This is a genomic window from Stenotrophomonas sp. 21LCFQ19, from assembly GCF_056861425.1.
In genome coordinates, this window is the sequence record NZ_JBSPUF010000001.1 from 110,977 (window position 1) to 127,041 (window position 16,065).

Here is a 16,065-nt window from a genome sequence, read left to right on the forward strand (position 1 = left end):
CTTGCATCCTGGCCTGAATCGGGACGGTTTTCAGGACGCGCACGGCTGCATGTGGCAGCCGTGGCGCCCCGGCAGTGGTTACTGCTTGTCGATCGCGGAGATCCGCGTCTTGCCGATTCTCCTGCCTTCCAGGTCAATCACCTGCAGGCGCCAGCCAGTCGACTCAACGGTATCGCCAGCCACCGGCAGCCGCTCCAGCGCATGCAGGAACAAGCCGGACAGGCTGACATACATCGGGCTTCGTTCCAGCGTGATGCCGGTGATGCGCTCCACGTCTTCGATCGACATGGACGCGTCGACGATCCAGCTGCCGTCCACCTGTTCGGCGCCGAAGTCGGCGTCGCGGGTATCGGCAAGATCGCCTGCAATCGCCGCCAGCAGATCGTTGGCGGTGACCAGGCCCTGCACGCTGCCGTATTCGTCGACCACCACCGCCAATGGAATTGGATGCTGCTTGATCCGCTCCAGCGCCCGCAGCGCGGTCGCGCCTTCCGGCAGGGTCAGCGGCTCGCGCAGGTAGTCGGCCAACACCAAGGGCTTGCCGGCGAGCACGCCCGCCAGCAGGTCGCGGCTCTGCACTACGCCTTGCAGGTTATCCAGCTCGCCATCGGCCACCAGCAGGCGGGTATGCGGCGAGGCCATCAGCTGCGCGGTGGTGTGCTCCGGGCCCTTGCCCAGATCGATCCATTGGATATCGGCACGCACCGTCATCACGCTTGCGACCGAGCGGTCGGCCAGGGCCAGCACGCCGCGGATCATGTCATGCTCGGATGCGGCAAGACCAGATGGCAGCTGATCCGCTGGCTCGTGGCTCTCACCGGCAACGGCCTGCGTCGGGCGTGAGCCCAGCAGCTTGAGCACCGCGTTGGAGGTGCGCTGCCGGAAGGACAGATTCTGTGCGTGCTTTTCGCGGTTGAACTGCGTCCACTGGTTGAAGCCCTCGATCAGGATCGAGAAGGCGATGGCTGCGTACAGATAGCCCTTGGGAATCTTGAAGCCCAGGCCTTCGGCCACCAGGCTGAAGCCGATCATCAACAGGAAGCCAAGGCACAGGATCACCACCGTCGGATGACGGTTGACGAAACTGGTCAGCGGTTTGCTGGCCAGCATCATCACGGCCATCGCGATGGTCACCGCGGCGAACATCACGCCGAGGTTGTCGACCATGCCGACCGCGGTGATCACCGAGTCCAGCGAGAACACCGCATCGAGGATGACGATCTGCGTCACCACCAGGCCGAAGCTGGCGTACACCTTGTTGTCGCCGGCTTCATGCGATCGCCCTTCAAGCCGCTCGTGCAGTTCCATCGTCGCCTTGAACAACAGGAACAGGCCGCCGACCAGCAGGATCAGGTCGCGGCCGGAGAACGCGTGGTCGAATACGGAGAACAGCGGCGTGGTGAGCCGCATGATCCAGGACAGCGTGGCCAGCAGGCCCAGTCGCATCAACAGCGCCAGGCTCAAGCCGATGAGGCGGGCCTTGTCACGCTGGTGGGGAGGAAGCTTGTCCGCAAGGATCGCGATGAAGACGAGGTTGTCGATGCCGAGGATGATTTCGAGAACGACAAGTGTAGAAAGACCCATCCAGATTGTTGGGTCGGATAACCATTCCATGCAGTGTTGGGGTAGCGGAGGAACCCCGATCATCGCACGCGCGAACAGCTTGCTTCCTTTTTTGGGCGAAGCCGCTGTTTTTGTTCACTTTCCTGTTCATGGAGTCGTTGTTGCATCCCGCCGATGTGGCCGCGCGCGCGGAGTTGGTGAAGCGTGGCGACTGCGGACTGAGCGGTATGGCACCGCAGGCTCGGCCGGGAAACCTCCCCTCTGGCATGCAATCACAGGCTTTCTGCCACCGGGAATCCATGCATCGCGGCTTGAACGCTGCCATTGCCATTGCCAGGCGATGAAATGCTGCTGTCATCTCCGCGCGCCACCATCTGCCGCTTTATCGGCGGCGGGACCTTGGGTTGTCGTGAAAAGCGCCAGGATCTGGGAGCAGGGCTATGAGCTGCGCCGACGCTTGCTGCGGGGATTCTTCCTGCGCCGTGGCTCCCACGCCGATGATGCCGAGGATCTGGCGCAGGAGGTCTACCTGCGGCTGCTGCGTCGCAGTGACGACGATGCCGAGGCCATCGCCAATCCGGAGGGCTATCTCTTTGCGGTCGCCGCCAACCTTGCCCGCGAGCACGCGCGCACGCAATCCGCGCGTCCACCGCTGGACGATGTCGATCTGCTTGCCGAGGTGCTGAAGAGCGAGGAAGACATCGAGGGCGAGTTCGAGCAGGTGCAGCGTTGGAGTGATATCCGCGGCGCTATCGCGCGCTTGCCTGCCACCACCCGCCGGGTGATGGAGCTGCATTATCGCGAAGGCGTGGAATGCCTGCAGATCAGCGCGCAGCTTGATGTGTCCGTGCACATGGTGCGCAAGCATATAGGCAAGGGGCTGGAAGCCTGCCGGCAGGCGCTTGGCACCAGGGAGGGTGCATGAACTCGAATACCACCGATTGCATGGATGGAAGTGTTGCCGAGCAGGGCGTGCAGTGGTTCCTGATCAACCGCGACGGGGCGCTGAGCGACGTACAGCGGCGCGCATTCCTGGCCTGGCTGCGGCGTTCACCGGAGCATGTGCGTGCCTATCTGCGTGCGCTCGATCTGCACCGGCAGGTAGGCGAGGCGATGCCGGCAGCATCGTCCGACCTGCTCGAAGGCATGCTGATGGAGGCGGGCGCACGTCGACCGACGGCCAAGGTGGTGCCCTTGTTTGCCAGAAACGCCGCCAGCAACGCGGTTCCAGCGCGGCGCGGACGGCGCCGCTGGGCTGCCTTGGCCGCGGCTGCCTGCCTGGTGCTGGTGCTGGGGGCGTCGTTGTCACGGCTATGGCCGCAGGAGCAGGTGTTGGCGGCAGGCCACGGTGAACTGCGCGAACTGGTGCTGGCAGATCGCACCCAGGTGCGGTTGAACGCGGACAGCGCCATCCGTGTGCGCATGGGCTGGCTGGATAGACGGGTGGAACTGCTGCGCGGTGAAGCCAGTTTCGATGTGGCACCGGACCGACGCGCATTCGAGGTGCAGGTGGGCGAGCTGCGGGTGCGCGATATCGGCACCGTGTTCGATGTGTCGCGACGGCTGCAGAACACCCGCATCGGCGTGGTTTCCGGCGAAGTCGAGGTCTGGCGGGGTGACTCGGATCAGCAGCGTCTTGCCCGGCTGGTCGCGGGCCGCGTGGTGCTGGTGGACAACGATACCGGTGCGGTGCAGCCCTTGGACATGCCTGCATCGATGCTGCTGGATTGGCAGCATCGCAAGGTCTCCTTCCTGGACGAACGTCTGGATGAGGTTGCGGCAGCATTCAATCGCCATAACCGGGTGCAGGTCGTGATCGAGGACGACACAGCAGCGGCCATGCGCCTGTCCGGCAGCCTGGATGCGGACCGTATCGTGGCGCTGCAGGCATTCCTTGCCCGCGACCCGCGCTTCAAGGTGCAGCGCCGTGGTGACACCGTGCATGTCCATAGCCGCTGAAGGCAGCGCGTTGGGCCTGTAAGAAAAAATTCATCGAATCAGCGTTCTCCACTTCGCCGCAGCACCGCTCTTACTAGGGGAAGCCGACGTCACCTGCCGACGCGGCACATGCAATCTCCCTCCCTAGGAACCGTGATGCGGAAGAAGCTCTACCTGTCGGTCGTACTTGCACTATCCCCCTGCATTGCCGTGCCGGCACTCGCTGCCACGGATGGACTGGACGCGAAAGTGACGACCGCGATCCCGGCGCAATCGCTGGGTCATGCGTTGGAGCAGTTGTCACGCAGTGCCGGCGTGCAGTTCCTCTACTCGCCCACCGGCGCGCCGCGCATGGCAGCGGCGGTGCCGAGCGGCGCCACCGTCAAACAGGCGCTGGAGGTGCTGCTGGCTGGCAGCGGGTTGAGCTACAGCGTGGTGGACGGCAACGTCATCGCCATCGATCCAGCGCCCGCCAAGCCAGCCGCTGCGCAACCCGCGCCAGCGGTGCCACGTGCCGCAGAGGCGGCCGCCGCGCCTACCCTGGGGACGGTGACGGTGATTGCCGCACATGAGGTCATCGACCAGAAGAAGCAGTCGCCGGTGATCAAGGATTCGGTGATCTATGACGAGATGGACAGTTATGGCGACGAGACCCTGGCCGAGAGCCTGATGGCCGCGCCGGGCCTGAGCGCGGTGGAGGACGCCGGTGAGCCGCGTTACGTCACTGTGCGTGGCGTGCAGGCCAACCTCAACTACACCACCATCGATGGCATCGCCATTGCCAGCGTAGGCGGCAGCGGCTCCGGCGAGCGGATGAACAACCTGCAGCTGATTCCCAGCGACATCGGTACCCGCACCGATATCTACAAGAGCTTCAGTGCCGAGCAGGCACCGGATGCCATTGGTGGCGTGATCGACATCATCAGCCGCAGCGCGTTTGATCGCTCCGGGCAGTATGTATTCGCCGACGTGGCGGGTATCTACTCAACCGCCGAGACCGATGTCGGCCGCAGTGCCGGCGGTGACCACAAGACACTTGGGCACTTTGGCAAGAGCGCCAAGATGGTGTTCTCCAACCAGTTCGGCGCTGACCAGCAGTTCGGCATCGTCGCGGTGGCCCGCTATGAGCAGCGTTCGCGCAACAGCATCAAGCGCTGGGTCGAGTCCAACTACTACTTCAACGACGCGGGCAAGTACCTGACCGATGGCACCACCGCGCCCACCGAGGCGGCAGGTTGGAACGGCCTGCGTGCACCGGGCAACTTCAGTACCGGCACCTATACCAACTTCATCACCAACTTCGGTGGCTCGGCCAAGCTGGAATGGAAGCCAAGCGACGATCCCTTCTACGCGTCGTTGTTGCTGTACTCGTACCGTTTCTACGAGAACTCGACGATGAACAAGACCGATCTGTATTCCAACGCGAAGTTCGCGATACGTGATCAGACCGCCGATGGCGGCACCACCCAGATCAACAGCATCTACATCAAGAATCGCCACGATCGCTGGGACCGCAACAACCGCGGCGCGATCGCCAACTTCAACTGGGACATCGGTGCGCTGACCAGGCTGACCCTGCGCGGCGGCCACACCGAGGAGACCTTTGACAATACCCAGGTCTATTGGGGCGTGCGCGCCTACCCGAGCAATCTGTTCGTGGACTACGCCAATGACAAGCACGGCTTTCCGAACGCCGTGGGTGTGTCCGACCCGAGCCTGCTGACCAGTTCCAGCTTCAAGCTCAATCCAGCCCAGGCCTATATCTCGCCACGCGACGCGAAGGAGACCATCGACAACCTGCGCCTGGATTTCAGCCACAACATCGATGCCGATGCGCGCGGCTTCGGGCTTGCCGCAGGTGCCGAGTACCGCCACCTCAACATCTGGCAGGACATCGATTTCAACTACTACAAGACCAGCGCGACCTTGAATGACTACCTGTATCCGGGTTCGACGCTGCTCGGCTCGGTGCCGGGCTTTCCGCTGATCGACAACAGCAAGGTCACCGAAGAGCTGCTGCCGACGCTGGGCAACAACAACGCGGCCTATCCGAACGCGAACTTCACCAGCGACTACAAGTACGTCGAGGACATCGCCAATGCCTATGTGTCCACCCACTATGCATGGGATCGGCTGCTGCTGATCGGCGGCCTGCGCTACGACCACACCCGCTTCGATGCGTTCAGCCCGTATAGCAACAACGGCGGCAGCACCTATACCGCCGATTTCCTGAAGACCAGCGGCGGCTACAGCGACCTGCTGCCTTCGCTGAACGCCAGTTTCAAGCTCAGCGAGAACCAGCGCCTGCGTTTCTCGGCGAGCCGCACACTGGGCCGCCCGACCCCAAGCAACATCGCCCAGGCCACCAACAGCAGCTGTGCGGACGATGACGATGGCCGGGGCTATTGCACGATCAAGCAGGGCAATGCCGGGCTCGATCCGCGCCGCTCGACGAATCTGGACCTGGCCTGGGAGAAGTACTTCAACGGCAACAACGGCATCGTTTCGGTTGCCCTGTTCGACAAGGTGATCAAGGACGACATCTATACCTTGACCACCTTCGAGAACGTTGGCGACACCACCTACAGGGTTACCCAGCCGATGAACACCGACGAGTCGCGGCTGCGTGGCGTCGAGTTCGCCATCGCCAACCGCAACCTGCGTTGGGGGCGTCACCGCTTCGACATGTTCTTCAATGCCACCGGCCTGGACGGTCAGACCAACTACAGGATCAGTGACGGTACATCGCGGCGCCTTGATCGCCTGTTGTACCAACCGGACTGGTCGCTCAATGGCTCGGCGATCTGGCGCATGCCGTGGAACAGCGCCCAGCTGCGGGTTTCCGGCAACTACCGCAGCCGCATGCTGGTCGACTTCGGTGATACCGAATGGCTCGATTCCTACTACGACCCGTACATGACCTTCAACCTGGCTTTCAGCCACAAGATCAGCAAGCACGTCACGCTGAAGTACGAGGCCAAGAACCTGTTCAACATGCAGCCGACCTACAGCACCGGTCCGAACGGGCGCTTCCGTACCGAGATCGATGACTACGGCCGCTTCTATTACTTCCACATCATCTACAACTGAGGACGCGGCCCGTGGACAACTTCAATCGCAGGCGTTTCCTCGCGCTGTCAGGCCTGTCGGCGTTTGGTGCGTGGATGGGCACCGCATCGCTGGCCGCACGGGCCGACGCCAGCGCGCTGAATCCGCGCAACCTGCTGGCATCGCCGCGCTTTGCCAGCACGCCGTTCACGCTCGGGGTGGCGTCCGGCGACCCCAGCCCGGATGGCATGGTGTTGTGGACGCGGCTGGCGACCGAACCCTTGGTATTCGGCGGTGGCATCACGCCGCGGCCGATCCCCGTGCAATGGCAGCTCGCTGCCGATAATGGCTTCCGTCGCGTGTTGCGGCAGGGCTCGGCACTTGCGCATCCCGAGCTCGGTCATGCCTTGCATGTGGAGCTGCAAGGGTTGGAGCCTGGTCGACCGTATTGGTACCGCTTCACTGTTGGCGGCCATGAAAGCGCGGTAGGCCGCACCTGCACCCTGCCTGCGGCAGCGGCGCAGGTGGACAGGGTCCGCTTCGCGGTAGCCGGTTGCCAGCACTTCGAGGAAGGGCATTTCACCGGCTGGCGCTGCATCGCCGAGGAGCCGCTGGATTTCGTCTTCCACTATGGCGACTACATCTACGAGGGTGAGAGCCAGCCTGGCGTGCGGCGGATGAATGGTCAGCCTTTCACCAACCTGCGCAACCACGTTGGGCCGCAGATCTACACGCTGGATGACTATCGGCGGCGCTATGCGCAGTACAAGAGTGATGCCGACCTGCAGGCCGCGCACGCCGCCGCACCGTGGTTCGTGACCTTCGACGACCACGAGGTGGACAACAACTGGGCGGGCGCGGAGGACCAGGATGGAACCCCGAGCGAAGTGTTCCTGCTGCGGCGCGCACAGGCGTTCCAGGCGTACTACGAGAACATGCCGCTGCGCCGTTCTACATTTCCGGTCAACGGGCATATGCAGCTGTATCGGCGTGCGCGCTACGGCAACCTGATGGACCTGCACCTGCTTGATACCCGCCAATACCGCAGCAAGCAGGTGGACATGGCTGCGCGCGAGCAGGTCGAGTCGCCGGCACGCAGCATCGTCGGTGCGCAGCAGGAGCGCTGGTTGTTCGATGGGCTGGCGGATGCGGCGCCACGTTGGCATACCATCGCCCACCAGGTTTCGCTGGGCAATTACGCGCGCGAGAAGGATGGACAGGTGGTGTCATCGGATGACCAATGGTCCGGCTACCTGGACAGCCGCCGGCGGCTGCTCGGCCATATCCAGACGCTGGGCTTCAACAATGTGGTTACCGCATGTGGGGACGCGCACCGGCACTACGCCAGTGACCTGGTGCAGGACAACGCCGATTCCGGGGTGATCTCCAGCGAATTCCTGGCCACGTCGATCAGCTCCGGCGCCGATGGCCAGGGCGTCGATGCGATGGCGCGCAGTACGCTGCAGCACAGCCCGCACCTGAAGGCCACCACCGACAAACGCGGCTATGTGCTGTGCGACGTGACCCGCGACGCCTGGGTGGGCGACATGAAGACGCTCGACCAGGTCATGCAGCCCGGCGGCAAGCTGGAGAGCTGGAAGCGCTATGCGGTGGCGCATGGTCGGCCGGGCTTGCAGGAGGCCTGAGAGCACCGTCATCCGCTGAAACTCACGGATCATCTCGCTGCCAGCAATGCGGGCGTGATGTGGGAAGCCGTGGTTCCAGCGGGTGGTCCGTTCCTGTGCGCCAGGACTCCCTATCGTCACCGTGTCGCTGATAGGCTACGGCGGCGACCACAGGAGCAGGCCATGAGAATTTCACGCACGGCGATTTTCAGCGGATTACTGGCTGCAGGTTCTTTCGCAGCGCAGGCGCAGGCGGCACAGCTCGATGCGCAGTTGCGGGCAGCGGCGACGGCCCAGCAGCCAGCAGTGATCGAGACACTGCGCGAACTGGTGCTGATGGAATCCGGTTCTACGGATCATGAGGGGGTCGGCAAGGTGATGGCCTATCTCGACAAGCGGCTGCAGTCGCTGGATGCGAAGGTGGAGCGGGTTCCGTCGGCAACCGGCGGCCCGGATCTGGTACGCGGCACCTTCAACGGCACTGGCAAGTTGAAGGTGATGTTGATCGCCCACGCCGATACCGTCTACGACCGCGGCATCCTCGAGAAGGAACCGTTCCACCAGAAAGGCAACCTGTTGTACGGCCCGGGTATTGCCGATGACAAGGGTGGCATCGCGGTGATCCTGCATTCGCTGGCCTTGCTCAAGGCGCGCGGGTGGAACGATTACGCGACGGTCACCGTGTTGTTCAATCCGGACGAAGAGATCGGCTCGCCGGGCTCAGGTGAAAGCATTGCCAAGCTGGCCGACGAGCACGACGTGGTGCTGTCCTTCGAGCCATCGGCGGCCAAGGCAGTGATCGAAAGCGAAGGCGTGCTGCTCAGTGCTGCCGGCACTTCGCAGGTGCGGATGACGGTGCAGGGCCTGTCCGCACACGCAGGTGCGGCGCCGGAACAGGGCCGCAACGCACTCGTCGAACTGGCCCACCAGATCATCCAGACCAAGGATGTGGCCGTCGGGGTGCCGGGTGCGCAGCTCAACTGGACGACGGCCAATGCCGGCACGGCGCGCAACCAGATTCCGGAACGCGCCGAAGTCGGCGGCGATGCGCGGGTGATGCAGGCCGACAGCAATGCCAATCTGCTGGCGGCGCTGCAGGCCAAGGTCAAGGAGAGCCACGTGGTGCCGGATACCACCACCACGGTGACGCTGGAGCCGCTGCGCCCGATCTACGTTGCCGGTGAGCGTGGTCGAGCGTTGGCGGACCTGGCGCAGGAGATCTATGCCGAACTGGACGGGCGCAAGCTGCTGATGCATCCCACCACCAACGGCGGCACCGACGCAGGGTTTGCCGGCCGCTCCGGTCATGCCGCGGTGCTGGAAGGCCTTGGACTCGCAGGCTGGGGGTATCACGCACGCAATGAATTCATCGAGATCGACTCGATCCCGCCACGCCTGTACCTGGCATCGCGGATGTTGATCGAGCTTGCCAAGCGCGCGCCGAACTGAGTTCTCGGCGCGTCAGTTGGCCTTATGCAGAGCAAACCGGCAAACCGGGGTCAGAGTGGGGTTTCGACACGAAACCCCACTCTGACCCCGGTTTGCTCTCACAGGCTCAGCTCGAACACAGGGGGTTCAGTGCGCGGCAGTGTAGATGTCCTGCAGCACGGCTTTCTCAAGCTCCAGCTCACTGAGCAGGTTCTTGACGATATCGCCAAGGCTGAGGATGCCGACCAGCTTCGAACCTTCGGTCACCATCAGGTGGCGGTGGCGCGAGTAGGTCATCAATGCCATGGCCTGCTTGAGGCTTGCCTCGGGTGCGATACCTTCCAATCCGGTGGAGGGAAGGGTGGAGATCACACGGCGTCCTGCCTGTGGGCCATCATCGGCCAGGGTGCGCACGATGTCTTTCTCGGAAATGATGTTTACCGGTGCGTCGTCTTTCATCACCACCAGCGCGGCGATCTTGTTTGCGCTCATCTTGTGCGCGGCGGCGCCGATGGTGTCTTCCACATCGATGGTGACTACGGTCTGTTTCTTGGACTGCAGGAGTTCGCGGACGTTCATTGATGTTTCCTGTTGCAGGTTACTCAAACGGGATAGTTCGCCTCGCTACCTGTGTGGTGGTAGCGGTACTGCCGCGATGTCCTCGGCACTTCGATTCTACGAGTGGAAAAGCCGCGATGTATTTGCGTATTTGAGACGGTTTGTCGCGGATTTACGGCTGATTCATTCCGTGTTCGTTTAGGCAGAAAGGTTACGTATGACACTGTGCGGGCGTTGTTCTCTTGTGCGTCTCGCGATGCGCTCCCATGCCTTGAATCGCGGTTTGCGCGTACGTGTCCAGCTGTCGCCGGGACTTATGTCATGGCGCAGCTTGGATACTGTCGCGAATGAAGTGTCGCCCTCGCAGAATGCGCTTTCGTTTTTCCATCGTCATCCGTAAAAAGCCGGGAGGCGGGGCTCTACCGCCTCCCGGCGCGGACGTCATCGCGACATTCGCGCAGTCCAAGGGACTGCAGGACTCCACGGTCGGGGGAGAGACCGGGAGGCATCCCCGCTGAAGGAGAGTCAGCAGGAGATTGGTTTGGCCTGACGCACCGGCTTGATCGTGTGCGCCCAGCGGTTGTTCTACGCAGTGACGTGATCGTTGCAGCTACTGTGAAACGAACAGCGGGACTGGAACCTCCGCAAGCAGGGTCCGGGTCACACCGCCGAACAGCGCTTCACTGAGTTTTGGGCGGCTATACGCACCAAACACCACCATATCGCACTGCGCGTCCTGTGCATGCGCAATGATCACCTCGGCGATGGGAACACCTGCGGAGGTGACGCGCTGCAGATCAACTCTCACGTGATGGCGGGCGAGATAGGCGGCCATGTCGGCGCCTGGTTCGTCGCCGTGCAACTCGGCGTTGCGTTCGGCATCGATGATCAGCAAGGTGACTTCTTCGGCCTTGATGAGCATCGGCATAGCATCGGCAATGGCGCGGCGTGATTGCCGGCTACCGTTCCATGCGACCAGTACCTTCCTCCCGATGGGTTTATCCGCCCAGTCACGCGGCACGATCAGGATGGGTATGCCGGATTGCTGCAGGATCTGCGGCGCGGACCAGGTCAGTGGTGAGGCCGGGATGTTCGGGTGGCTGACCACCAGCAGGTCGCAGTACAGGGCGTGGAGAGAGGACTCGCTGCTGGATTCGGCATGCGAGATCACCCGCAGCTCGCCACTCACGGCGTGGCGACTCAAGGCGTCGTTCAAGTTCTGTCCGAGTTGAAGTGCTCGTGCGGCCATCACCGACTGGTGGCGGACGATCACTTCATGCAGTGCCTCACCCTTGGCAAAACCTGCCTGCAGGGTCGCTGGTTGCTGGGCCAGTGCAGTGATTCCGATCAGATGCGAGGCATGGCCGCCGGCAAGCCGGCTTGCCGTATCCAGGATCTGTTGACCGGATTCGCTGGCGTCGAACAGCACTGCAATGTCTTTCAGCAGGGTGGTCATGGTGTGCTCCGTTGTGCTCGGCTCGGCGGCTGGGGGCCGTCCGCGCTTCCGATCAAAACTAGAATGATCGTTCTAGTTAGAATGATCGTACTACAGTGCATGCCCGCGGTCATGCATCAATCCGATCCAGACACTTCCAGGTTCACTTCATGAATGCGAGTAGCGGTGTTCCGACGGGACAGGAAAAGGGCGAGGCGCGCCGCCAGCAGGTGCTGGACGCGGCCAGCGCCTGTTTCCGGCGCAATGGCTTCCACGGCACCAGCATTGCCAAGATCTCGAAGGCGGCCGGGATGAGCCCGGGGCACATCTACCACTACTTCGAGAACAAGGAAGCCATCGTCGAGGCCATCGCCAAGCGCGAGGAGCAGAACCTCTCCGAGCTGGCCCGCAAGCTGCAGGAAGACGAAAGCGGTGGCAGCCTGGCAACCCGCGTCGCGCGGCAGGCGAGTGACTCGGTGGACCGCTGCCTGGACCCGGCCTACCTTGAACTGCAACTGGAGCTGGCGGCTGAGGCGGCACGCAATCCGGCCATCCGCCGCATCCTGCGCCAATCGGACAAGGTGGTGACCGGCGAGTTCATGGCGCTGTCCAATCGGGTCGGCCTGCCAGCGGGGATGGACGCGGCAGAGGTGGAGCTGCGGATGAACATGATTTCGGCGATCTTCAACGGCGTGATGGTGCGCGGTGCGGTGGGGGCGGAGGTTGATCGAAAACAGGTAAGCCGTCTGGTCGAGAAGCTGGTGCGCTGCCTGCTCGAAGATGCTGGCTGACCCGCAAATTCGCTACGGCAACGTGATGCGTTGTTCGCCGGGATACAAGCGGTCGCCATCGTCCTGTCACGCGCTGCGGTAATAGTGGCTGCCGTCCGGGGGACCGGGGGTTGCTGCGTACATTGTGCTACGCGGTTGGTTGTCTTCTCCTTTGGTGCAGGTAGCGTGGTGGCGATGGCAGAACATGCTGGAGGGTGGTCGCAGCGCGTCCGCCAATGGTGGCGGCAGGCGCGCCGCTGGGGAGTGTTGGGTGGACTGGCCGTGGCAGGCTCCGCGGCCGCTGCTGATGCTGCACCCGCGCACTGGATGGCATATGCCAACCAGACCAGCGAGCGGTTGGCGCAACAATTGGCACGCGCGGACGACCCGCGCGTGGAGCGCTTGCAGGCCTGGCTTGCAGGGCGCGGCGAAGCAGCGACGGCAACACTGACGGTGTCATTGTGGATAGATGAAAGCGGTCGGATCACCGACAGCCGCTTTGTATCGCTGGGCGACGCTGCGGTGGATGCCGATCTGCGCGGGCTCCTGAACACTGCAGCGTTGCCGTCAGCGCCGCCTGCCGACATGCGTCAGCCCTTGAACCTTGGGCTATCACTGCAACCGGCAGTGGATGCCCCGACCCATCACTGAGCTGGCGACAGCACTGGATCAATTGCCCGGACGGGGCGGTGGTGGACCCGGTGGCGGCCGCTGCGGTTGGGTGGAAACACCGAATGCGCTGCCCATGCGCTGTTGGGTAGCCGCGCGATTGGCCAGCCCCAGCGCCGAAGGCGGCTGGCGGATGCGCTGTTCGGAGGAAAGCTGCGGGGCAGTTGCTGCAGGACTGGCGGGCTCTGGCTTCAGCAGCCTGTTGAAGCACTCGTAATCGCGGATGTGCTCGCCGTTCACCTCTATCTCCACGCAGCTTGGCGCCGCTCCGGTTTGCGCTGATGCAGCCCAGGGAGCTGCCGATGACACGCACAGCATGGCCAGGGCAGTGCATGCGATTGAGTGTTTTGTGAGCCGCATGATTGTCACCGATCTGCAATGAAGCAGGCCTACCGTGACCTGCTTCGCGTTGTGATGCTGGCGCGTCTTGCATGCAGTTTTATGACACCCGGACACACGACCGATACGAACGGCTGAGCAGGATTGCTTGGGGCAGGCATCATCGCCGCCGTTTGGGCTGGGCGCTGCTGCTGTGGTTGTGGCTGCCGCTTGTTGTGTTGGCGGCGGACGGAATGGATGCCGACCGTGGCAACGAGCAGCAACGTTACACCTTCGACATCCCGGGCCAGTCATTGCCGGATGCCTTGCGGCTGTATGGGGAGATCACTGGAGTGGCGGTATTGATAGATGCCCGCTTGCTGGGCGAGCTGCGCTCGGCCCCGCTATCGGGGCGTTACGGTTGGCGGGAAGCATTGCAGCGGATAGTGGACGGGACCGGACTGGCACCGCACTTCGTTGGGAACGGTGCGTTCACCCTGGTGCCGTCTTCATCTGTGGGCAATGGCAGGTTGCAGGAAGCTGCAGACCTGCCTGCGCAGGCGCTGCTGTCCGAGCCGGATCGTCGCCGCGGTGCGCGGGTGATCCAGCGCTCGTTGGAACAGGCCTTGTGTGGCCACCCGCTCACCCGCCCCGGCGGTTACCGTGCCAGCCTGCGCTTTTGGCTGGGCGAAAAGGAACAGCGTATCCGCGCACCCGAACTGCTGGAATCCACCGGCGATCCGGAGCGTGACAGCACCCTCCTGCAGCGCCTGCGCGATCTGCCGTTGCCTGGCCTGCCTGCCGATATCCCGCAACCGATCACCTTGCTGCTGCTCCCGGAATCACCCGGCGCGACACCGCCGTGCCGGGGCCGTTGATGAGCGGTCTGCGCAGTCTCTTCCTGGATCACTACGAAGGCTTCCGCAAGCGTCTGCGACGGCGCCTTGGATCGGATGACCTTGCGCTGGATGCACTGCAGGAAACCTGGCTTCGGGTCGAGCGCATGGGCAGCAGCGAACCGCAGCGCAACCCGGTGGCGTATCTGTTCCGGATGGCAATCAACGCTGCCACCGATCAGCGCATCGCCCACAGCCGTGTGCTCACGGGTGCCGAGGTGGAGGCGCTGATGGACGAAGCCGCCGACCATCTTGACCCGGCGACAGTGACTTTCAGCCAGTCGGAGATGGAGGCGTTGGCCGCCGCCCTGCGCGAGCTTCCCGAACGCCAGCGGGCAATCCTGATCGCCGCACGCATTGAACAACAACCCATTGACAGCATTGCCGACCAGCACGGGGTTTCCTCGCGCATGGTCGGCAAGGATCTCAAGAAAGCGCTGCAACATTGCGCGGGACGACTTGACCGCCCGCTGGTACAGCGTTTCGGTCCCGGGGCGGGAAAACCGTCATGAAAGATATGAACACGACATCCAGCGTTCCGAACATACCCACCGAGCTGCAGGCGCAGGCGCAGGATTGGCTGCTGCGGCTGCAGACCGGGCCGGTGACGGCCGCCGACGCCGAGGCGTTCCGACGCTGGCGCGCGCGTGACCCACTGCACGCAGCGGCGTTCGCACAGGTACGACGCCTGTGGGTGGCGCTGGCACCGGCAATGCAGACGGCCGTGGTGCCGGTCACCGCGCCGTCGCCAACGACGGTCGGCGCAGCCGTCACCGTCGCGCTACCAGCCAGCGGCAGGCGCCGTCCCCGGCATGCGGTCAACCTGCGCCGCCGTGCATTCCTGGGCGGCGCCGCCGCTGCGGCAGCTGGCTGGATGGTGGTGCGCTCACCCTTGGGCATGTGGCCGGAGCTCTCGGCGTTGGCCGCCGACTACCGCACCGCCACTGGTGAACTGCGCACGCTGAAGATCGCCGACGTCGATGTGACGATGGCTGCACGCACCACCATGAACCGGCCTGCCGACGGCTCGCCAGGCATCGAGGTCAGCGAGGGCGAAGCGCAGTTCGCGCTGCAGGCAGATGCGGTGCAGGGCTTCACCATCGCGGTCGCTGGCGCGCGCCTGCTGCCAGCGCCCGGAGCACGGGTGAACGTGCGCTGCGTCGGCACGGATGTCCGCATCACCTGCCTGGCGGGCCGTGCGCAGCTGCTGCGCGGGGCACGCACGGTGGTGCTGGAAGCAGCCTGGCAGGCGCGCTTGCTGGAAGATCGTATTGCTTCGGTCGCGCCTGTTGCTACCGACGCCATCGATGCCTGGCGCAATGGTTGGCTGCTGTTCGATGATCAGCCGCTGCAGGACGTGGTGGATGAGGTAAACCGCTATCGCACCGGACGCATCGTGCTTGCCGGTGGCGCATTGCCGCAGCGCAGGGTGCAGGCGCGCATTCCGCTCGAGCGCATCGATACCTTCATCGATCTGGTTCGGGATGCCTATGGCGCCAAGGTGGTCAACATGCCTGGTGGTGTGGTTCTGCTCAGCTGAGCGGCAGCATGCAGGCAGCGACGCAGTGAAGCCTGCAACAACGCGTCACGCTCGATTCGAGCACCCCTGCATGACATTGGCATGACGAAGTCCGGCTGAATTTCTGCTGCGTCGTCTTTGCATGAATTTTCTATGACAGCGGTTCAGTCGCTGCCAACCAGTGCGGTCTTATCCAGCGTAACAAGCGCAACGCATTGCAGTGTCAATCTCGCTTCCGGTCGGAACAGGTTCGTATTGCAGCGCGGGGATGTGCGCTTGCCCTTATCAGCGAACGATA

At 63.5% G+C, this 16,065-nt stretch carries 14 protein-coding genes; 10 read left to right on the forward strand and 4 right to left on the reverse strand.

Going from position 1 to position 16,065, the window contains the following annotated elements:
* Window positions 1-78: 78 nt before the first annotated feature.
* A complete protein-coding gene (locus AC13FW_RS00565; RefSeq protein ID WP_282266399.1) occupies window positions 79-1,614 on the reverse strand; it encodes a TerC family protein in 1,536 nt (511 codons plus the stop codon).
* 358 nt (window positions 1,615-1,972) lie between these two features.
* On the opposite strand from AC13FW_RS00565, the gene AC13FW_RS00570 reads away from it, so the two are divergent.
* From AC13FW_RS00570 to AC13FW_RS00590, 5 genes are all read left to right on the forward strand, one after another.
* Window positions 1,973-2,488: an RNA polymerase sigma factor gene (locus AC13FW_RS00570; RefSeq protein WP_481533769.1), complete on the forward strand. Its 516-nt coding sequence runs from the start codon at window positions 1,973-1,975 to the stop codon at window positions 2,486-2,488.
* Entirely contained in the window at window positions 2,485-3,522 is a 1,038-nt protein-coding gene (locus tag AC13FW_RS00575; protein ID WP_482987827.1) for a FecR family protein, read from the forward strand. Before AC13FW_RS00570 ends, AC13FW_RS00575 begins: the two co-directional genes overlap by 4 nt.
* A gap of 135 nt (window positions 3,523-3,657) precedes the next feature.
* Window positions 3,658-6,591, forward strand: coding sequence for a TonB-dependent receptor (locus AC13FW_RS00580; RefSeq protein WP_482987828.1), 2,934 nt, complete (start codon window positions 3,658-3,660; stop codon window positions 6,589-6,591).
* Window positions 6,592-6,602: 11 nt separating this feature from the next.
* Window positions 6,603-8,195 (forward strand): alkaline phosphatase D family protein, encoded by a 1,593-nt coding sequence (locus tag AC13FW_RS00585; protein ID WP_482987829.1) that lies wholly within the window; start codon window positions 6,603-6,605, stop codon window positions 8,193-8,195.
* A 162-nt stretch (window positions 8,196-8,357) separates the two neighbouring features.
* Window positions 8,358-9,623: a glutamate carboxypeptidase gene (locus AC13FW_RS00590; protein ID WP_482987830.1), complete on the forward strand. Its 1,266-nt coding sequence runs from the start codon at window positions 8,358-8,360 to the stop codon at window positions 9,621-9,623.
* A gap of 126 nt (window positions 9,624-9,749) precedes the next feature.
* On the opposite strand, the gene AC13FW_RS00595 is transcribed toward AC13FW_RS00590, so the two are convergent.
* Both AC13FW_RS00595 and AC13FW_RS00600 read right to left on the reverse strand, forming a co-directional pair.
* Window positions 9,750-10,181: a CBS domain-containing protein gene (locus AC13FW_RS00595; RefSeq protein ID WP_481615143.1), complete on the reverse strand. Its 432-nt coding sequence runs from the start codon at window positions 10,179-10,181 to the stop codon at window positions 9,750-9,752.
* 589 nt (window positions 10,182-10,770) lie between these two features.
* Window positions 10,771-11,616, reverse strand: a complete 846-nt coding sequence (locus AC13FW_RS00600; RefSeq protein ID WP_482987831.1) for a universal stress protein — start codon at window positions 11,614-11,616, stop codon at window positions 10,771-10,773.
* Between the two features lie 149 nt (window positions 11,617-11,765).
* On the opposite strand from AC13FW_RS00600, the gene AC13FW_RS00605 reads away from it, so the two are divergent.
* Entirely contained in the window at window positions 11,766-12,386 is a 621-nt protein-coding gene (locus tag AC13FW_RS00605; protein WP_482987832.1) for a TetR/AcrR family transcriptional regulator, read from the forward strand.
* A gap of 174 nt (window positions 12,387-12,560) precedes the next feature.
* On the forward strand, window positions 12,561-13,016 hold the full coding sequence (locus AC13FW_RS00610) for a hypothetical protein (RefSeq protein ID WP_482987833.1): 456 nt from the start codon (window positions 12,561-12,563) through the stop codon (window positions 13,014-13,016).
* Window positions 13,017-13,034: 18 nt separating this feature from the next.
* Here the strand turns inward: AC13FW_RS00610 and AC13FW_RS00615 are convergent, their stop codons facing one another.
* A complete protein-coding gene (locus tag AC13FW_RS00615; protein WP_482987834.1) occupies window positions 13,035-13,274 on the reverse strand; it encodes a hypothetical protein in 240 nt (79 codons plus the stop codon).
* 332 nt (window positions 13,275-13,606) lie between these two features.
* Here AC13FW_RS00615 and AC13FW_RS00620 point away from each other — a divergent pair, with 332 nt between their 5' ends.
* Genes AC13FW_RS00620 through AC13FW_RS00630 form a run of 3 tightly spaced genes read left to right on the forward strand, consistent with a single transcriptional unit; the run spans window position 13,607 to window position 15,788 of the window.
* Window positions 13,607-14,230, forward strand: coding sequence for an STN domain-containing protein (locus tag AC13FW_RS00620; RefSeq protein ID WP_482987835.1), 624 nt, complete (start codon window positions 13,607-13,609; stop codon window positions 14,228-14,230).
* The gene (locus AC13FW_RS00625) at window positions 14,230-14,760 is read left to right on the forward strand and encodes an RNA polymerase sigma factor (RefSeq protein ID WP_482987836.1); all 531 of its coding nucleotides are present in this window, start codon (window positions 14,230-14,232) and stop codon (window positions 14,758-14,760) included. The genes AC13FW_RS00620 and AC13FW_RS00625 overlap by 1 nt, the downstream gene beginning before the upstream one ends.
* The gene (locus AC13FW_RS00630; protein ID WP_482987837.1) at window positions 14,757-15,788 is read left to right on the forward strand and encodes a FecR family protein; all 1,032 of its coding nucleotides are present in this window, start codon (window positions 14,757-14,759) and stop codon (window positions 15,786-15,788) included. The genes AC13FW_RS00625 and AC13FW_RS00630 overlap by 4 nt, the downstream gene beginning before the upstream one ends.
* Window positions 15,789-16,065 lie beyond the last annotated feature (277 nt).